Below are 15855 nucleotides of genomic sequence, written 5' to 3' on the forward strand. Positions count from 1 at the left end.
AGAGAGAACGACCGACAGGAACGAGTAAGCACCCCTCTTGATCCTTAGTTACCCTTCCCTTTATGTCCGCGGGAAGACTTGCCGGCCGATATACCCTGCTTCGTCCGCTGGGCGCGGGCGGCATGGGAAAAGTGTGGCTGGCCAGGGACGAGATGCTTGATCGCGACGTCGCGGTCAAGGAGCTCACGCTGCCCGAGGGGATGTCCGACAAGGAGCGCCACGACCTGGTGACCAGGGCCGTGCGCGAGGCGCAGGCGATGGCGCGGCTGCGCCACCCGGGCATCGTGGCGCTGCACGACGTGGTCGTCGAGCACGAGCGGCCGTGGCTGGTCATGGAGCTGCTGCGGGGCCGCACGCTCGCCGACACCGTGCGCGAGTTCGGCCCCATGCCGCCCGAGTACGTCGCCAGGATCGGCGCCGACGTGCTGGAGGCGCTGACGGTCGCGCACGCCCAGGGCATGCAGCACCGCGACGTCAAGCCGGGCAACGTGTTCCTGACCGAGAGCGGCCGGGTGGTGCTCACCGACTTCGGCATCGCCAGGCAGGAGGGCCAGACCACGATCACCGAGCAGGGGCTGACGATCGGCTCGCCGGGGTTCATCGCGCCCGAGCGGCTGGAGGGCCAGCCCGGCGGCCCGGCCAGCGACGTGTGGTCGCTCGGCGCGACGCTGCACATGGCGCTGAGGGGCGCGCCCGCCTACGAGGGCTCGGCGGCCCAGCGCATCCGCGCCACGCTGACGCAGCCGGTGCCGCCCGTGCAGGGCGAGCTGGGGCCGGTGGTGACCGCGATGATGGCCTACCAGCCCGCCGCCCGTCCCGACCCGCGCGTGGCCGTGGAGGTGCTGCGGCAGGTCGCGGCGGGCCGTCCCGCGCCGCGGCTGCCCACCGGCGCCGAGGTGACGGCGCCGGTCAAGGGGCGCCGCCGGGCCGTGCTCTGGATCGCCGCGGCGGCGGTGGTGGTGCTCGGGGGAGCGGGCGCGACGGGGTTCGTGCTGATGAACCGCGGCGCGGGCGCCGCCGGCGCGTTCACCGTGCCGATGGACGTGTGCACGCTCATCGCCCCGCAGGCGGTCGGCGGGCTGCTCCGCACCCAGCAGCCGCCCGCGGGCAAGCCCGACTCCGACGAGGCGGGCCCCAAGTGCGGCTGGCCGCTGCAGGGCACCGGCGTGGGCCTCCAGGTGCAGCGCGACTCCGACACCGTGGACCCCTGGTCCATGACCGAGGCCTCGGCGCGCAGGCTGTTCACGAACCAGCAGCGCTACTGGGCCAAGTACGACACCATCGACTGGAACTGGCCCGAGATCGGGGTGACCAAGTCGACGCGGGCGACGCGCACGCCGGTGCGCCAGGTCGCCGGCGTCGGCGAGGAGGCGTTCGGCTTCGAGCTGAAGGGGCCGTCGGGCCGCCTGGTCTCGGCGCACGTCTACTACCGGCTGGCCAACCTGGTGGTGAGCGTCGAATACACGACACTGTCCGACAAGCCGACCGACGAGGACATCAAGCAGGCGGCCCTGAAAGCCGCGCAGGCGAGCGAGCAGGCGTTGCGCGATGCCGGGTGACCTCTACCTGCTGGCGGGCCGTTACCGGCTGATCGAGCGGCTCGGGCAGGGCGGCGCGGGCACCGTGTGGCGGGCCATCGACGAGATGCTCGACCGGCAGGTCGCCGTCAAGCAGGTGCGCGTGCCCGACGGGCTGGACCAGCGGGAGCGGGCGGAGTTCGCCGACCGCGCCATGCACGAGGCCAGGTCCGCCGGACGGCTGCGCGACCCGGCCATCGTCCTCGTGCACGACGTGGTGCTCGAAGGCGGCCAGCCGTGGATCATCATGGACCTGACCACCGGCCGCTCCCTCGACAAGGTGATCAAGGAGCGGGGGCCGCTGCCGCCGGGCTTCGTGGCCGCCGTCGGGCTGCGCGTGCTGTCGGCGCTGGAGGTCGCGCACGCGCACGGCCTGCTGCACCAGGACGTCAAGCCCGCCAACATCCTGCTCGACGCCGACGGCTCCGCCATGCTCACCGACTTCGGCATCGCCGCGCCGATGGGCGGCAGGGGCGACATGTTCGGCAGCGCGGGATCGCCCGGCTACATGGCTCCGGAACGGCTCAACGAGCAGCCGTCGGGCCCGTCCGCCGACCTGTGGTCACTCGGCGCGAGCCTCTATACGGCCGTGGAGGGGCGCGCGCCGTTCGAGCGGGCGCTGCCCGCCGCCGTCGCCGCCGCGGTGCTGCTGCACGAGCCGCCGTTCCCCGCCAGGGCCGGGCGCGAATTGGGCGGCCTGCTCATGGCCATGCTCGCCAAGAACCCCGCCGCCCGTCCCACCGCCGCCCAGGTCCGCCAGGTGCTGAGCGGGCTGGCCGGCCCGGGCGCGGCCCCCCAGCGCCCCGCGCGCAGGCGCAGGTGGTGGCTGCTGCCCGCCGTGCTCGCCGCCGTCGTGGCGCTGGGCGCGGGCGGCTGGTACGCCGCCGCCGCGCTCGGCGGCAAGGACATCGGCCGGTACGCCACCGCGCCCGACCCGTGCACCCTGCTCACCGACGCCCAGGTCACCGGCTTCACCAAGAGCAAGCCGGAACGCAGCCTCACCCGGCCCGGCGAGTGCCAGTGGCTCGTCCGCGAGAGCACGTACCCGGCACGCCGCCTCATCGTGCGCGTCTGGGCTGAGCAGCCCACCCGCGACCTCGACGGCCCCGCCGTGGCGCAGCGCCGCTTCGCCAGCGAGAAAAGCACGCGCGCCGCCGCCGAGGGCGTCAGCCAGCGGCAGGCGTACGGGCCCATCCGCGAGGTCCCCGGCCTTGGCGAGGCGGCGATCAGGCAGAACGGCTTCAAGTTCTACCTCGACTCCGACCAGAGCGGCATGGCCGACAGCATCCTGCTCCTCCGCACGAGCAACCTGCTCGTGGAGGTGGTGTGGCACCGCGAGGACGTGGACGTCGAGGCCGCGCCCGGCAAGTCGGCCGAGGCGGTGGCCGACCCTCAGACGGCTGTCGCGGCGGCCCGGATGATCGTGGCGGCGCTGGCGAAATGACCTGTAACCGTCGAAGATGCTGCAAGCAGCTTGCAAGGGGTGTGACTACCATGTCTCCCCGCAAGTCAGGGCAACCCCAGGAGTCCCAGTGAACCCCGGTAGCGAGTCCGAGCCGCCCACCACCCCTCACCAGGTGCCAGGCAGCGGGTTCGGGCCGCCGGGGCCTGGAGCGTCGCCGGGCATGCAGCCGGGTCAGGGCCTGCCACCGGGCATGTGGGCGGGGCCACCGCAGGGGATGCCGCCTGGTGGCCCGCCGGGGATGCCGCCGGGGATGCCGCCTGGTGGCCTGCCGGGGATGCCGCCCGGGACGCCCCCCGGAATGCCCCCTGGGATGCCGCCGAACGTGCCGCCCGGCCTGCCCTCGACCATGCCCCCCATGCCGCAGCCCCCGTCGCCGCGTCGCCCCGCCTGGCTCCTGCCCACGCTCGCCGCCGCCCTCGTCGTGCTGGTCGCGGCGGGTGGCGTGGGGGCCTACTTCCTGTACGGCGGCGTCTCCGGCGGCCCGGCCCCGTCAGGCACCCGCTCGTCGTCACCCGCCCAGCAGCCCGGAGCCGCCGCGGCACCCCCGGACGTGTGCGCCATGCTGCCCAAGGAGGAGATCGAGCGGCTCGTGCCGGGCGCGACCGTGGCCAACTCGTCCAGGGACGGCGACTACACGGTCAACTTCGGCTGCAACTGGATCAACCAGCGCATCTCGTTCGGCGAGTTCTGGCGCAGCAGGGAGATCGACGTCAAGGTCGAGCAGCACAAGGGCGAGGGCGTCAAGACCGGCCGGGCGATGGCGCAGACGTCGTACGAGATGGAGTACCGCGGCGGCAAGTACGGCGAGACCGCCAAGCCGTCGCTGGACCCCGACGAGAAGGAGTACGTCTCCCAGGTCAAGGACGTGCCCGGCGTCGGTGACGCCGCGTTCGCGCAGTACACCTGGCGCCGCGACGGCAAGCTGCTCTGGTACGCCTACGGCACCGCGTACGCCCGCGTCGGCGACATGACGATCAAGGTCAGGTTCCAGGCGAGCCAGCAGCGGAAGGACGCGGAGATCCTGTCCAACGAGAGCACGAAGGCCGTCACGGAGGAGAACGCGATCCGCGAGGTCAGCGGGCTGATCGGGCACTTCGCCAAGGGGGTCGCGGCCTGGCAGGCGCAGCACCCCGGCGTGCTGGCCAAGGCGCAGCCGACGGCGGCGGCCACCGTCTCGCCGACCGCCACCGCGACGCCCTCACCCACCGTGCTCGCCTCCTTCCCCGCCGACTGCCAGGCCGTGACGGAGACGGCCGCAAAGCTGGTGCCCGAGCCCACGACCCGCGCGCGCGGCACCTCCGTCGGCGACGACAACCAGACCGAGTGCCGCTGGCTCAACCGTGAGCTGTCCGGCGGCCCGGGCATCATCAAGATCCGCAGCGCGCTGATCACCGTGCACCGCTTCACGAACCGGGCCGGCGAGGTGGACGAGCCCGCGGCCAAGGCGTACTACGCGAGCGCGTACGGGCGTACCAAGAACACCGCGAAGTCCTCCATGGGCGGCATCACCTGGGGCGCGGTCATCGACGTCAAGGGGATGGGCGACCAGGCGTACCAGCAGTACGTGGAGACCGAGGGCCGGGAGATCTCCGCCTCCAGCGGCTCCGTCACCATCCGCGAGGGCTCGTTCGTCGTCACCGTCGATTTCTCCGGACACCAGCGGCCCGAGGACGAGGCTGTCAACTCGCCGAAGGTGGAGCTCATGCCGCAGAAAGAAGCGATGACGGGCTCGCTCACCCTGGCCAGGGCCTACATGGAGAAGCTGGCGGCCGGCAACTGACCGGGCGGGCTTCCATCCCCCGCCTATCGTGACCCTGACTCATGATTTGCGGGAACGGTTAATGCGGCTGCAACCCGGTTGCAAGCGGGACAAATACGGTTATGTCTGCAAGCACCTGAGCCGCGCGATCATGTTTGTCCAGTACAGGGGCATGGGCAAACCGTGGGGGATCACGCGGCTCATTGCTTTTCCCGGACAAGGAACGGCTCCAGCAGGCCGGGGACAGCCTGCGCGGCCATCTCCAAGCCGTCGCCGCGGCCCACGTCCACCACCTCGTAGTGACCCCTTCCCGCCGCCGTCGTCGCCGAGACCGTCAGCAGGCCGGAGCGCCGCTGGAAGAACGACTCGGTGATCGTCCAGCCCGCGATGCCCCTGCGGTCGAGCGCCACCGTGCGCCGCACCACCGCGCCTCTCCTGGACACCAGATGACGGGGGCTCAGCGCGTGCCCGAGACTCGCGGCACTCGCCACAGCCAGCCACATCCCGTACGCCAGCACCGCCACGGGCACCAGCCACACCCAGCCCCCCACCCAGGCGTCCACCCACCCACTCACCAGCGGCCACGGCCCCTCGCTGCCCCCGCCGGTCACCAGCGTGGGGATCGGCCAGGTGACCAGCCCGACGACCAGCGCCGTGGCGAGGGCCGCCACCATCGCCCGCACGAGCCGCCTGCGCCTGGCCGCCGCCGGATGCGTCACCAGGGCAGGCACGCCGTCATCGGCGATCGTGGCGCCGGGGCGCGCCGCCGACGCGGCCACGCCGCCACCGGTGTTCGTGGCGCCGGGGCGCGCTGCCGACCTGGGCACGCCGTCATCGGCGAGTGTGGCGCGGGATTGCGCCGCCGACACGCCGCCACCGGTGTTCGTGGCGTCGAGCTGCGCTGCCGACGTGTGCACGCCAGCACTGGTGTTCGTGGCGCGGGGTCGCGCTGCCGACGTGGGCACGTCGGCGCCGGCGATCGCGGACGCCACCCGCATCGCCAGGGCGTGCGGCATCGGCGGGGTGAGCGCCGCCGCGTCCTCGCTCTCGTCGTCGGCGCTCCTGCCCAGCCCGGTGGCGACGGACCTGAGCCGCGCCGCCCCCGCCAGCCGCAGCAGCAGCGGCTCATGAATCTCCACCCCACGCAGCCGTCGCTCCTCAAGCGTCAGCGACCGGGTGGTCAGCAGCCCTCTGCGCATCCGCAGCCGTCCGGGCTCGCGCTCCAGCCGGTACCGTCCCCACGACTCGGCGAACAGCAGCACCGCGCCGAGCACCCCCACCACCACGTTGACCCCCAGCACCAGCGGGACGGTCACCAGCGGCTGCCCCACCAGCCACTCCCACAGCCCCGTCGCCAGCCGCGTCGTGAACGACTTCAGCCCGAACGCGTCGAGCGCCTTGTACAACGCGCCCATCACCACCGCCGCACCGGTGAACGTCCACACCGACAGCGGCGCGTACCTGATCCACGACCAGCTCAGCTCCGCCAGCGGCCCGTCACCCGCCTGTTCGGCCGCCTCGCCCTGGTGCAGCAGCACGTGCCGCAACGCCTCGGCGTCGTGCCTGGTCAGCGGGTCCAGCTTGAGCTCCGCGTCCTTGTCCGCGTGCTCTCCCGTGCCTACCTTGACCACCGTCAGGCCGAACATCCTGTTCACCGGGTCGGCGCGGAGGTCCACGCTGCGGACGCGGTCGCGCGGGATCGAGCGGTGCTGGCGGACCGTGATGCCCGAGCGCAGCTCCAGGCGTTCGGGAGTGAGGCGCCAGCGCGTGGTGCGCAGCCTGAACACGTCGTACGTGACCACCGCGGCGACCGTCACGAGCGCTGCGGCCACGCAGGCGGCCACCATCGCGGCAGGGGGCCAGTCGCGGCCCAGCAGAAAACGCGCCATCCCGGCCGTGACGCCCGCCACGATCGCCAGCGACTTGACGCCCGACGCCCACAGGCTCCGCCGCGCCAGCCCCTCCCACCCGCCGCCGCCACTCCCCACCTCCGCCACGCTCACCTCCGCACGGGGTGCCGTCCCTTGGCGGGAAGTCCACCCAAAAGCCCCACCCTCCGCCCGGCCCACCTCGCTCTCCGCCCAGGCCGCCTCGCTCTCCGGTCGGTACGCCCGGCTCTGCGGCGGCGATGCCTCGCTCTGCGGCCGGGACACGCGGCTCTCCGGCTGCGACCCCTCGCTCTCCGGCCGGAACGCCCCACGGACCGGCCGGGCCGCGCCGCTGCTCGCCCCGGAAGCGCCGTTCTCCGGATGGGCAGGCCCAGAAGCGTCGCTCCCCGCCGTGGGCGGGCCGCCGCCCGGGAGCCTGCCGTGCCGTCCCACCGGGCAAGCCTCTCCCTCGTACGAACTCACGTGGCATCCCCCGCAGTAGCCTGAGTGATTGCGGTCAGCCGCTCGGCCAGCTCGGCCGCCACCTCATGATCGAGGGCCTCGATCTTGACGGCCCCCGCCGACGACGCCGTGGTCACCGTGACGTCCGCCAGCCCGAACAGCCGCTGCACCGGCCCCCGCGCGGTGTCGACCCGCTGGATCCTGGACATCGGCGCCACCCGCCAGGTGTGCGTCACCCACCCCTTGCGCGTGTAGACCGCCTGGTCGGTGACCTCCCACCGCTCCACCCGGTACGCGGCCCGCGGCGCCGCGACGGCCAGCGCCAGGCAGCCCGCCGCGAACACGGTCACGACCGCGCCCAGCAACGCGGGCCGCTCCGTGAACAGCCAGTACGCCGCCACGGACGCCCCCGCCACCGGCACCATGAGGATCAGCCACTGCACCGTCCACCACGCCACCGCCCGCCGGTCGACCTGGTGGCGCGGCGGACGCAGCCTGGTCGCGCTCATTCGAACCCCTCCGTCCTCTCCCCGGACGCCCGGTCCATGGACTCGGCCACGGCCACCAGCGCGAACCCGAGCACCCCCATCACGATGGCCGCGAACACCTCATATCCCTTCAGAACCGGCAGCAGATTGACCACGAGCAGGTCGTGCGCCCACCGCCACCAGCCGAGCAGGCCGTTCACCAGGCCGCCGACGCCTTGCAGGATCAGCAGCCAGCCGAGCACCTTCAACACCGCTTGCATGCCGTCCAGCCTCGCGCGGGCACCCGGCCGGCCGCGTCGTCCGTTGGTCTCGGCAGGCATCGACTTTGGTCGCTGTCGTCGTACCGGTTGGAGGGCTTAACCTCGGTGAACGTGACGGAACTGCGGGGAGACGGCGCCGCCACCCACGAATACCGGTGGGCGCTGCCGTCGGTGCTGCTCGGCGACGGGCGTGCGGGCGGGCGCGTGCGGCGCTCGACGCGCGACTGGATCGTCGACTTCCTCCTGTTCCTGTTCGCGTGCGGCCTGACCTTCCTGTCGCTGATCGAGCTGGAGGCGCAGCGCCAGCCGGAGCCGCTGGTGCTGATCGAGCAGGTGGCGGGGGCGCTGGCGTGCGCGGGCGTGTGGCTGCGGCGCAGGTGGCCGGTCGGGCTCGCGGTGGTCACCTGCCTGCTGTCGTCCTATCTCGACCTGGTCGGCGGGGCCTGCGTGGTGGCGATGTTCACGGTGGCGGTGCACCGTCCGATCAAGATCTCCGGGCCGATCACACTGCTCGGCTTCGTCACCATCGCCCCGTACGTGGTGCTCCGGCCGCAGAGCGACGAGGAGCGCGCCTGGGCGCTGGCGCTCGGCGTGGCGTTCACCCTGACCGTGTTCGCGTGGGGCATCGTGATCAGGGCCAGGCGGCAGCTCATCTGGTCGCTGACGCAGCGCGCCGCCGACGCCGCCGAGGAGGCCAAGCGGCTCGAACGTGAGCGCATCGCGCGGGAGATGCACGACGTGCTGGCGCACCGCATCTCGATGCTGAGCCTGCACGCGGGCGCGCTGGAGTTCCGTCCCGACGCGCCGCCCGCCGAGATCGCCAAGGCGGCCGGGGCGATCCGCACCAACGCCCACCTGGCGCTGCAGGACCTGCGCGGGGTGATCGGCGTGCTGCGCCACTCCGCCTCCGACGACGACGGTGGCGGCGGTGCCTGCGGTGACGGCGGTGACGGCATGGTGCCGGAGCGTCCGCAGCCGACGCTCGCCGACCTGCCCGCGCTGGTCGAGGAGTGCCGGCACGCGGGCATGGACGTCCGGCTCGACCTGCGGGCGCAGGGCGCGCCCGAGGGGCTGGGCCGCAACCTGTACCGCATCGTGCAGGAGGCGCTGACCAACGCGCGCAAGCACGCGGGCGGCGCGCCGGTGACGGTCCTGGTCGAGGGCGCGGCGGGCAGGGCGCTGTCGGTGGAGGTGCGCAACCCGCTGGGGGTACGCCATCCGCTGGGTGTGCGGCACGGGGGGCGCATCCCGGGGGCCGGGGCGGGGCTGATCGGGCTGACCGAACGGGCGGAGCTGGCGGGCGGCACGCTGGAGCACGGCGCGACGCCGGAGGGGGAGTTCGTGGTGCGGGCCTGCCTGCCGTGGCCGGTGGAGACCACCACGGAGAAGGACGACGACTCATGAGCGTTGACGGCGACACAAAGACGGAACGCAAAGACGGGACAGCGCATGGCCGTGGACGGCGACGCAGGAGGCGGGCGGCGCATGGTTGTTGACGGCGATGCGAGAGGCGGGCGGCGCATGGCCGTTGACGGCGACGCGAGGAGGGGGACGACGCATGGACGTTGACGGGCGGCCCATCAGGCTGCTGATCGTGGACGACGACGCGATGGTGCGGGCCGGGCTGTCGATGATCCTCGGCGGCGTCGCCGACATCGAGATCGTCGCCGAGGCGGGCGACGGCTCGGAGGTGCCGCCGCTGGTGGGCGCGCACCGCCCGGACGTGGTGCTGATGGACATCCGGATGCCCGGCATCGACGGCCTGACCGCCACCGAGACGCTGCGCCGCGCCCCCGAGCCGCCGGAGGTGGTGGTGCTGACGACGTTCCACGCCGACGCGCAGGTGCTGCGGGCGTTGCGGGCGGGGGCGGCGGGGTTCCTGCTGAAGGACATCGCGCCGGGTGATCTCGTGCAGGCGGTCAGGAAGGTGGCGGCGGGCGAGCCGATCCTGTCTCCGGCGGTGACGCGGCAGCTCATCACGCACGTCTCGGACGGCGGCGGGGCGGGGGACCGGGGCGAGCGCGCCAGGAGGCTGCTCGGCCGGTTGAGCGAGCGGGAGCGGGAGGTGGCGACGGCGGTCGGGCAGGGCAAGTCCAACGCCGACATCGGGCGCGAGCTCTACATGAGCGTGCCCACGGTGAAGGCGCACGTGTCGCGCATCCTGACCAAGCTGGGCCTCAACAACCGGGTCCAGGTGGCGCTACTGGTCTACGACGCCGCCTCGTAGCCGGTCAGTGAGGGCCGGTCAGGAGTTGTTCGATGGTGGCCCGGTGCAGCACCAGGTCGTCGGGGTCGTCCGGCATGGGCTGCTCCCCGAAGTGGATCCTGCGCTGCCAGACCCTGGCCATGATGACCCCGTGCCGCAGCGCCGCGTACATCTCGTAGAAGTCCAGGTCGCGCGGCTCGTAGCCGGTCAGCTCCCGGTAGGTGGCGCAGACGTCCTCACGCCGCATGAAGCCGGGCATGCCGGGCAGTCCCGCACCGGCCGTGATGTCCTGGAAGAAGCGGTGCAGGAAGATCATCCACGACACGTCCAGCTCGCGCGGCCCGATGGCGGCCATCTCCCAGTCGAGCACCGCGACCGGCTCGAAGCCCCGGTACATGACGTTGCCGATCCGGGAGTCGCCCCAGGTCAGCACGTCGGGGCCGGGGTCGTCCGGCCAGTGCGACTCCAGCCAGTCGAAGGCCCGCTCCAGCAGCGGGACACGGTGCTTGCCGTGCGCCCACTCGTAGTAGGCGCGTTGCGCCTCGACGTGCGCGCGCAGCCCGGCGGCGCCGAACGGGGCCAGCTCGTCAGGGGTGAAGGCGGTCTGGTGCAGCGCCGCGATGACGCCGACGGTGGCGTCCTGGAGCCGCCGCTGGTCGGCGGGGGAGGCGTCGTGCAGCCAGCCGCCGAACGTGTACGGCATCACGTCGGGCGGCACTTCGCCGTCGGCCCGTTCCATGACGAAGAAGGGCGTGCCCAGCGGCCCGGGGTCGGGCTCGAACCACAGGGCCCTGGGCGCTGGGATCCCAGCTTTTTCCCTGGCCAGGCGCATTATCTGGAACTGGGCCCGCAGGTCGTACGAGGGGAAAACCGGAACGGCTTCCACCGCAGGTGCGAGCCTGGCCACGCAGCGGGTGGCGCGCCCGTCCCAGGTGGCGGTGAAGAACAGGGTCTCGCTTGACAGGCCGTTTTCCGACGGTCTGGACATCTCGGACACCGTGGCGCTCGCCCCGACGCGGGCGCGGAGCCAGACGGTGGCGCGTTTCCGCAGTTCTTCCAGGTCACGGGTGGAAGTGCGCAGCTGTTCCGTCACAGGGGGCCTCCCGGTTGGACATGTGCCCTTCGACAGTCGTATACCCCCTAGCAAGCGCTTGTCCATATACAGGTGGCCGTTACGGTCAGGTACGCAGCAGCCGTACCCTTGTCTGAAAGGGCATGTCACGAAGGGACAAGTGGGATGAGTTCAGCGGGTGAAGGCCTGTCTCGCCCGCTTCCCGAGCAGGTGCGGCTCAATGTCGTGGATCTGGCCTCCCAGGTCCTCGGTTCGATGCCCGCTGCCACCATCCCGCCGCCGCTGCGCGGCATAGCCAAGTTCGACCCGCGCAAACGGGCCAAACTGGGCGGTGCGCCCATCGCGGCGCAGCTCGAGAACGACAAGAAGTTCCGCGAGATCGTCGCCGAGTCGGTGGCCGCCGGCTGGCCCGAGCTGGTCGCGTCGCTGGCCGAGGGCAACGTGCCGCCGGCCGCCGACCCCGTGCTCGTGGCCGCGGCGGCCTATCTCACCCGGCCGCCGGGCTGGGCGGAGATGATCGAGACCGCCCGCGCCGACCTGGAGCAGTCGGCGGTGGCCGCCGAGGACCTGGAGCGCGAGGAGACGGTCACCCGGCTGCGCGAGCAGCTCGCCGCGCAGAAGAGCGCGGCCAAGGAGGAGGCCGACCGGCTGCGCGAGCAGATCAAGGCGGCCCGCGCGGAGAACTCCGACCTGCGCCGCAAGCTGCACGACGCCCGTGAGCGGGCCAAGGCCGCCGCCCGGCGCGCCGAGGAGACCGAGCGGGCGGCCGAGGAGACCAAGTCGGCCGCCACGGCCGCGGGCAGCGCCGGCGAGTCCGAGCTGCGGCGGCTGCGCGAGCGGCTGGCCGACGTGGAGAAACAGCTGGAGGCCTCGCGCCGCGCCGCCCGCGAGGGCAGGAGCATCGAGGACGCCCGCATCCGGGTGCTGCTCGACGCCCTCCAGGACGCCTCGGCGGGGCTGCGCCGCGAGCTGGCCCTGCCCACCACCATCAGCCGCCCCGCAGACTCGGTCGCGGCCGTCACCGGCGAGCGGCCGAACGTGCGCGGCGTGCCCGCGCGGGCCCTGGCCGACGACGACCCGCAGTTGCTCGACCAGCTCCTCGCGCTGCCGCAGGTGCATCTGATCATCGACGGCTACAACGTCACCAAGACCGGCTACGGTTCCCTCACCCTCGCCGACCAGCGCACCCGGCTGATGACCTCGCTGGGCGGGCTGGTGGCGCAGACCAGGGTCGAGGTGACCGTGGTGTTCGACGGCGCGGAGCTCAACGCGCCCGTGCAGGTGGTCGCGCCGCGCGGGGTGCGGGTGCTGTTCAGCGCGCCGGGGGAGATCGCCGACGACCTCATCAGGCAGCTCGTCCGCGCCGAGCCGCCCGGCAGGGCCATCGCGGTGGTGTCGTCCGACCGCGAGGTGGCCGAGTCCGTCAGGCGGATGGGCGCCAGACCCGTTCCGTCTGGTTTGCTGCTGCGCAGGCTAGGCCGCGCATAAATTACGAATTGGTAGGTTTGGTGCTACCCCGCCTGCCACTTCTGTACTATTTCGCCCCAGGTGTAATCCCTGGGAGGCGATACAGTGAGGTTTGGCCGGGTGCCGATGGCCGCGGGTCTCGCGTTCGGGCTGGTGCTGTCCCCGACGGGGGCCGCTCTCGCTGATCCTCGTCCCACCTTGGCGCAGGCCAAGGCCAAGCTGGAGAAGCTCAACGACAAGGCCGACAAGGTCGTCGATCGCTTCAACACGGCCAACGAGCGCTACAAGAAGGCCAAGAGCACCTACACCAAGCTGAACGACAGCTACAAGCGCAAGCTGGAGACGGTCGCGGACCTGCGCGCGCAGGTCATCGGGATGGCCGTCGAGAGTTACAAGCTCGGTGAGGACGTCACCTCCTGGCCCGGCCTCTTCAACAGCAACGACCCCAACGCCATGCTCTCGGGCTGGGCGGTCGCCGGGCAGCTCTCGCAGGAGCGCGCCGAGAAGCTGGCCGCCTTCGACCGTGAGAACAAGGGGCTGAAGGTCGAGCGCGACAAGGCCGAGGTGGCGCTGGACGACGCGGAGAAGGAGCGCGACTCCGTCGAGAAGGAGCGCGCCGAGATCCGCAAGCTGATCGCCCAGCAGAAGAAGCTGCTGGACAAGCTGGGTGCGTACAACCCCGGCAACCCCAACAGCACGGGCATCAAGTACACCGGGTCGGCCTCCGGCAGCGCCGCCGCGGCGCTGCGGTTCGCGTACGCGCAGGTGGGCAAGCCGTACATCTACGGCGGAACGGGGCCGCGCGGCTTCGACTGCTCCGGCCTGACGCAGGCGGCCTGGGCGGCGGCGGGAGTCTCGCTGCCGCGGACGACGTGGCAGCAGTGGGCGTGGGGGGCCAGCCGCAAGGTGTCGCTCGACGCGCTGCAGCCCGGCGACCTGATCTTCAGTGAAGGGCTCGGACACGTCAGCATCTACGCGGGTAACGGGCAGATCGTCCACGCGCCGCAGACCGGCGACGTCGTCAAGGTCGTCAAGCTCTCCGCCTACGGCCGTTCCCTGGTCGGAGCCATCCGCCCGTAGTCGCGGAGCCCGTTTCGGCCTGCTCTCGCGCGCATTTCCGGCCATCTACGATTCGGCATCGTAGATGGCTTTTCCATGCGCGGGAGCGCTCCCAGTGGCGTGGCTCACGTTTAAACCGTGTCAAATGTGACTTAGGTGACAATTGACGCCTGACAACCAGGCCGATCCGGAAGTGTGAGCAGGGTCACATTATGGTAACAGAACCTGGTGTTCCAGCAGGGGTTTCCGTCTTGACTGACCTCCCTATCTGATCTTTACAACCTGACTCACCCTTTGCCGATCCTTGACCTTTCGGCGTACCTTCTGGCGTCGTCGCGGTGCACAAGCCATGTCGCCGCGAACCCGCATCGGTCCCTCCCGATGTGAGACAGATAAAGATCCGCCGGCCGCTCCCCCGAGCATCCCCACATCATTCGATCGGGGCACGCGGCCTGCCGAATCCGTGCAGCCAGGAGCACGGAGCCGGGGACCCAGCGATCCCAATTCCCCAAGGGATCAGGGGTGAATCGGCGCGCCCATCGCGCCGTAGGGCGACTTCCACGCCCGAATCCGTCAGCTAACCCGGTAGGCGTTCGTGGAAGACACAAGGAGCAATCCTGTCTAATCCCCTGCAGAACCCCCGCCTGTCCCGCCTTGCCCTGAGTGGCGTAGCACTCACGATGACCGTGACGGCCGGAGGTCTGATCCTCCATGCCCCAACGGCTCAGGCGGAGACGACGAGCGAAGCGGCCACTCTGACGACGGTGAAGGCGCGAACCACCGCCAAGACGTCCCAGAAGGCCACGACGGCCCAGCTAAAGGCCGCCAAGCTCGCCCGGCAGAAAGCGAAGGCCCGCAAGGCCGTCGCCGTGGCCAAGAACCAGATCGGTGACCCGTACCGGTACGGAGGCACAGGGCCTGGTTCGTTTGACTGCTCCGGTCTCGTCCAGTTCGCCTGGAAGAAGGCCGGCGTCAAGCTCCCGCGCGTGGCGAGCAGCCAGTTCGCCCGCACCAGACAGAAGGTCTCCTGGCGCAACCTGAAGCCCGGTGACCTGATGTTCTTCAGCGGGCTCGGCCACGTGGGCATGTACGTCGGCAAGGGCAAAATGATCCACTCGCCGCGGACAGGTGAACGGGTACGCATCGACAAGCTGAGCGGATGGCGCCGATCGTCCTTCGTCGGCGCAGTTCGTCCCGGCATGTGAAGAAGCCCCGTCCGGATTCTTGGAGTATTTCCTGGATTCGGACGGGGCTCTCGCACGTCCGGCGCCCGCACGCGGGCAGGGGCACTACGATCGGGCATCGTGTTCGAGCAGGTGAGCCGGCGAGCCGTGGTGGCGGGCCTCCTGCTCCTCGTTCCCGCCGCCGCCACCCCGCTGCCGGACGCCCCCATCCTCCCTCCCGAGCTGCGCGACCTGTGGCCGGGGCGGCGCACGGCCGTCAGCCGCGGAGGCCGCGCCACCGTCGTGGCCCCCGCAACCGTCGCGGCCCCTGCAAACGTCGTGGCCCCTGCAACCGCCCGGCGCGAACCGCTCGACGAGCTGGCGCGCGGGGCCGACGCCGCGGGCGCGCGGGTCTCGGCCGTGCTCGGCAGGCCCGTACGCCCCCTGATCGTCCTGCCGGAGTCGGATCGCGACGCCGCCCGCCTGGCCGGGGCCGCACGGCTCGACGGGCTGGCCGCCGTGGCCGACGGCGGGCGCGTGATCGTCGTGCCGGAGGCGTTCGCCACGCTCAGCCGCATCGGCAGGGACGTGGTGCTGACCCACGAGCTGACCCACGTCGTGGCCGGCACGGAAGGGCTGCCCGTCTGGCTGTACGAGGGTTTCGCCGACTACGTCGGCTACCGCGACGCCGGACTGCCCGTGAAGACCGCCGCCGCCGAACTGGCCGCCGAGGTGCGCGCCGGACGGCTGCCGAACGCTTTGCCCGGACCTGCGGCTTTCGCGGCGGACGGGCGCGACCCGGACCGGCTCGCCCGGGCGTACCAGGAGGCCTGGCTGGCGTGTCGCTTCCTCGCTGACCGCTTCGGTGAGGGGACCCTGGTGTGGCTCTACCGTGCGGCCCGGGCCAGAGGCGTCGATCAGGCGCTCGCCTCGCTGGGGCTCTCCGTCGCCATACTGACGGCACGGTGGCGCGCGTACGTGCGGGATCAGCTCGGGTGAAGGGGAGGCA

At 71.9% G+C, this 15855-nt stretch carries 14 protein-coding genes and 1 riboswitch; of the genes, 9 read left to right on the forward strand and 5 right to left on the reverse strand.

From position 1 onward, the window contains the following. The first annotated feature begins 62 nt into the window (after window positions 1-62). A complete protein-coding gene (locus tag ABD331_RS32870) occupies window positions 63-1559 on the forward strand; it encodes a protein kinase domain-containing protein (RefSeq protein WP_344483295.1) in 1497 nt (498 codons plus the stop codon). Continuing rightward, the gene (locus tag ABD331_RS32875; RefSeq protein ID WP_344483298.1) at window positions 1549-3021 is read left to right on the forward strand and encodes a serine/threonine-protein kinase; all 1473 of its coding nucleotides are present in this window, start codon (window positions 1549-1551) and stop codon (window positions 3019-3021) included. The genes ABD331_RS32870 and ABD331_RS32875 overlap by 11 nt, the downstream gene beginning before the upstream one ends. Before the next feature lie 192 nt (window positions 3022-3213). Here the strand turns inward: ABD331_RS32875 and ABD331_RS32880 are convergent, their stop codons facing one another. Continuing rightward, window positions 3214-3399: a hypothetical protein gene (locus ABD331_RS32880; RefSeq protein ID WP_344483300.1), complete on the reverse strand. Its 186-nt coding sequence runs from the start codon at window positions 3397-3399 to the stop codon at window positions 3214-3216. Between ABD331_RS32880 and ABD331_RS32885 the strand changes: the two genes are divergently transcribed. After that, window positions 3398-4822, forward strand: a complete 1425-nt coding sequence (locus ABD331_RS32885; protein WP_344483303.1) for a hypothetical protein — start codon at window positions 3398-3400, stop codon at window positions 4820-4822. The two genes, ABD331_RS32880 and ABD331_RS32885, sit on opposite strands and share 2 nt — an antisense overlap. A 179-nt stretch (window positions 4823-5001) precedes the next feature. Here the strand turns inward: ABD331_RS32885 and ABD331_RS32890 are convergent, their stop codons facing one another. From ABD331_RS32890 to ABD331_RS32900, 3 genes are all read right to left on the reverse strand, one after another. Continuing rightward, complete coding sequence (locus ABD331_RS32890; RefSeq protein ID WP_344483306.1) at window positions 5002-6798, reverse strand: PH domain-containing protein; 1797 nt, start codon at window positions 6796-6798, stop codon at window positions 5002-5004. Between the two features lie 350 nt (window positions 6799-7148). Beyond that, on the reverse strand, window positions 7149-7640 hold the full coding sequence (locus ABD331_RS32895; RefSeq protein WP_344483309.1) for a PH domain-containing protein: 492 nt from the start codon (window positions 7638-7640) through the stop codon (window positions 7149-7151). Then, window positions 7637-7879, reverse strand: a complete 243-nt coding sequence (locus tag ABD331_RS32900) for a hypothetical protein (RefSeq protein ID WP_344483312.1) — start codon at window positions 7877-7879, stop codon at window positions 7637-7639. Before ABD331_RS32900 ends, ABD331_RS32895 begins: the two co-directional genes overlap by 4 nt. Before the next feature lie 111 nt (window positions 7880-7990). Between ABD331_RS32900 and ABD331_RS32905 the strand changes: the two genes are divergently transcribed. Both ABD331_RS32905 and ABD331_RS32910 read left to right on the forward strand, forming a co-directional pair. Further along, the gene (locus ABD331_RS32905; protein WP_344483315.1) at window positions 7991-9283 is read left to right on the forward strand and encodes a sensor histidine kinase; all 1293 of its coding nucleotides are present in this window, start codon (window positions 7991-7993) and stop codon (window positions 9281-9283) included. A gap of 154 nt (window positions 9284-9437) precedes the next feature. Continuing rightward, window positions 9438-10106 carry a response regulator gene (locus ABD331_RS32910; protein WP_344483317.1) on the forward strand — a complete coding sequence of 223 codons (669 nt, stop codon included), beginning with the start codon at window positions 9438-9440 and terminating at the stop codon, window positions 10104-10106. 4 nt (window positions 10107-10110) lie between these two features. On the opposite strand, the gene ABD331_RS32915 is transcribed toward ABD331_RS32910, so the two are convergent. After that, window positions 10111-11178: a phosphotransferase family protein gene (locus ABD331_RS32915; RefSeq protein WP_344483320.1), complete on the reverse strand. Its 1068-nt coding sequence runs from the start codon at window positions 11176-11178 to the stop codon at window positions 10111-10113. 144 nt (window positions 11179-11322) lie between these two features. Between ABD331_RS32915 and ABD331_RS32920 the strand changes: the two genes are divergently transcribed. The 4 genes from ABD331_RS32920 to ABD331_RS32935 all read left to right on the forward strand — a co-directional run bounded on the left by ABD331_RS32920 (window position 11323) and on the right by ABD331_RS32935 (window position 15845). Continuing rightward, entirely contained in the window at window positions 11323-12645 is a 1323-nt protein-coding gene (locus tag ABD331_RS32920) for an NYN domain-containing protein (RefSeq protein ID WP_344483323.1), read from the forward strand. Between the two features lie 105 nt (window positions 12646-12750). Beyond that, window positions 12751-13704 (forward strand): C40 family peptidase, encoded by a 954-nt coding sequence (locus tag ABD331_RS32925; protein WP_344483326.1) that lies wholly within the window; start codon window positions 12751-12753, stop codon window positions 13702-13704. Between the two features lie 422 nt (window positions 13705-14126). Next, window positions 14127-14290: riboswitch (cyclic di-AMP (ydaO/yuaA leader) on the forward strand. Between the two features lie 73 nt (window positions 14291-14363). Further along, a complete protein-coding gene (locus ABD331_RS32930; RefSeq protein WP_344483329.1) occupies window positions 14364-14888 on the forward strand; it encodes a C40 family peptidase in 525 nt (174 codons plus the stop codon). Window positions 14889-14987: 99 nt separating this feature from the next. Next, complete coding sequence (locus ABD331_RS32935) at window positions 14988-15845, forward strand: gluzincin family metallopeptidase (RefSeq protein ID WP_344483331.1); 858 nt, start codon at window positions 14988-14990, stop codon at window positions 15843-15845. Window positions 15846-15855 lie beyond the last annotated feature (10 nt).

This window comes from Nonomuraea monospora (assembly GCF_039531895.1).
GTDB lineage: Bacteria > Actinomycetota > Actinomycetes > Streptosporangiales > Streptosporangiaceae > Nonomuraea > Nonomuraea monospora.

Excerpts from the sequence above, each read along its gene's own strand:
- ABD331_RS32870 (WP_344483295.1), top strand. The coding sequence starts at position 63 with ATGTCCGCGGGAAGACTTGCCGGCCGATATACCCTGCTTCGTCCGCTG.
- ABD331_RS32875 (WP_344483298.1), top strand. The coding sequence starts at position 1,549 with ATGCCGGGTGACCTCTACCTGCTGGCGGGCCGTTACCGGCTGATCGAG.
- ABD331_RS32885 (WP_344483303.1), top strand. The coding sequence starts at position 3,398 with ATGCCGCAGCCCCCGTCGCCGCGTCGCCCCGCCTGGCTCCTGCCCACG.
- ABD331_RS32880 (WP_344483300.1), bottom strand. The coding sequence starts at position 3,399 with ATGGGGGGCATGGTCGAGGGCAGGCCGGGCGGCACGTTCGGCGGCATC.
- ABD331_RS32895 (WP_344483309.1), bottom strand. The coding sequence starts at position 7,640 with ATGAGCGCGACCAGGCTGCGTCCGCCGCGCCACCAGGTCGACCGGCGG.
- ABD331_RS32900 (WP_344483312.1), bottom strand. The coding sequence starts at position 7,879 with ATGCAAGCGGTGTTGAAGGTGCTCGGCTGGCTGCTGATCCTGCAAGGC.
- ABD331_RS32910 (WP_344483317.1), top strand. The coding sequence starts at position 9,438 with ATGGACGTTGACGGGCGGCCCATCAGGCTGCTGATCGTGGACGACGAC.
- ABD331_RS32920 (WP_344483323.1), top strand. The coding sequence starts at position 11,323 with ATGAGTTCAGCGGGTGAAGGCCTGTCTCGCCCGCTTCCCGAGCAGGTG.
- ABD331_RS32925 (WP_344483326.1), top strand. The coding sequence starts at position 12,751 with ATGGCCGCGGGTCTCGCGTTCGGGCTGGTGCTGTCCCCGACGGGGGCC.
- ABD331_RS32930 (WP_344483329.1), top strand. The coding sequence starts at position 14,364 with ATGACCGTGACGGCCGGAGGTCTGATCCTCCATGCCCCAACGGCTCAG.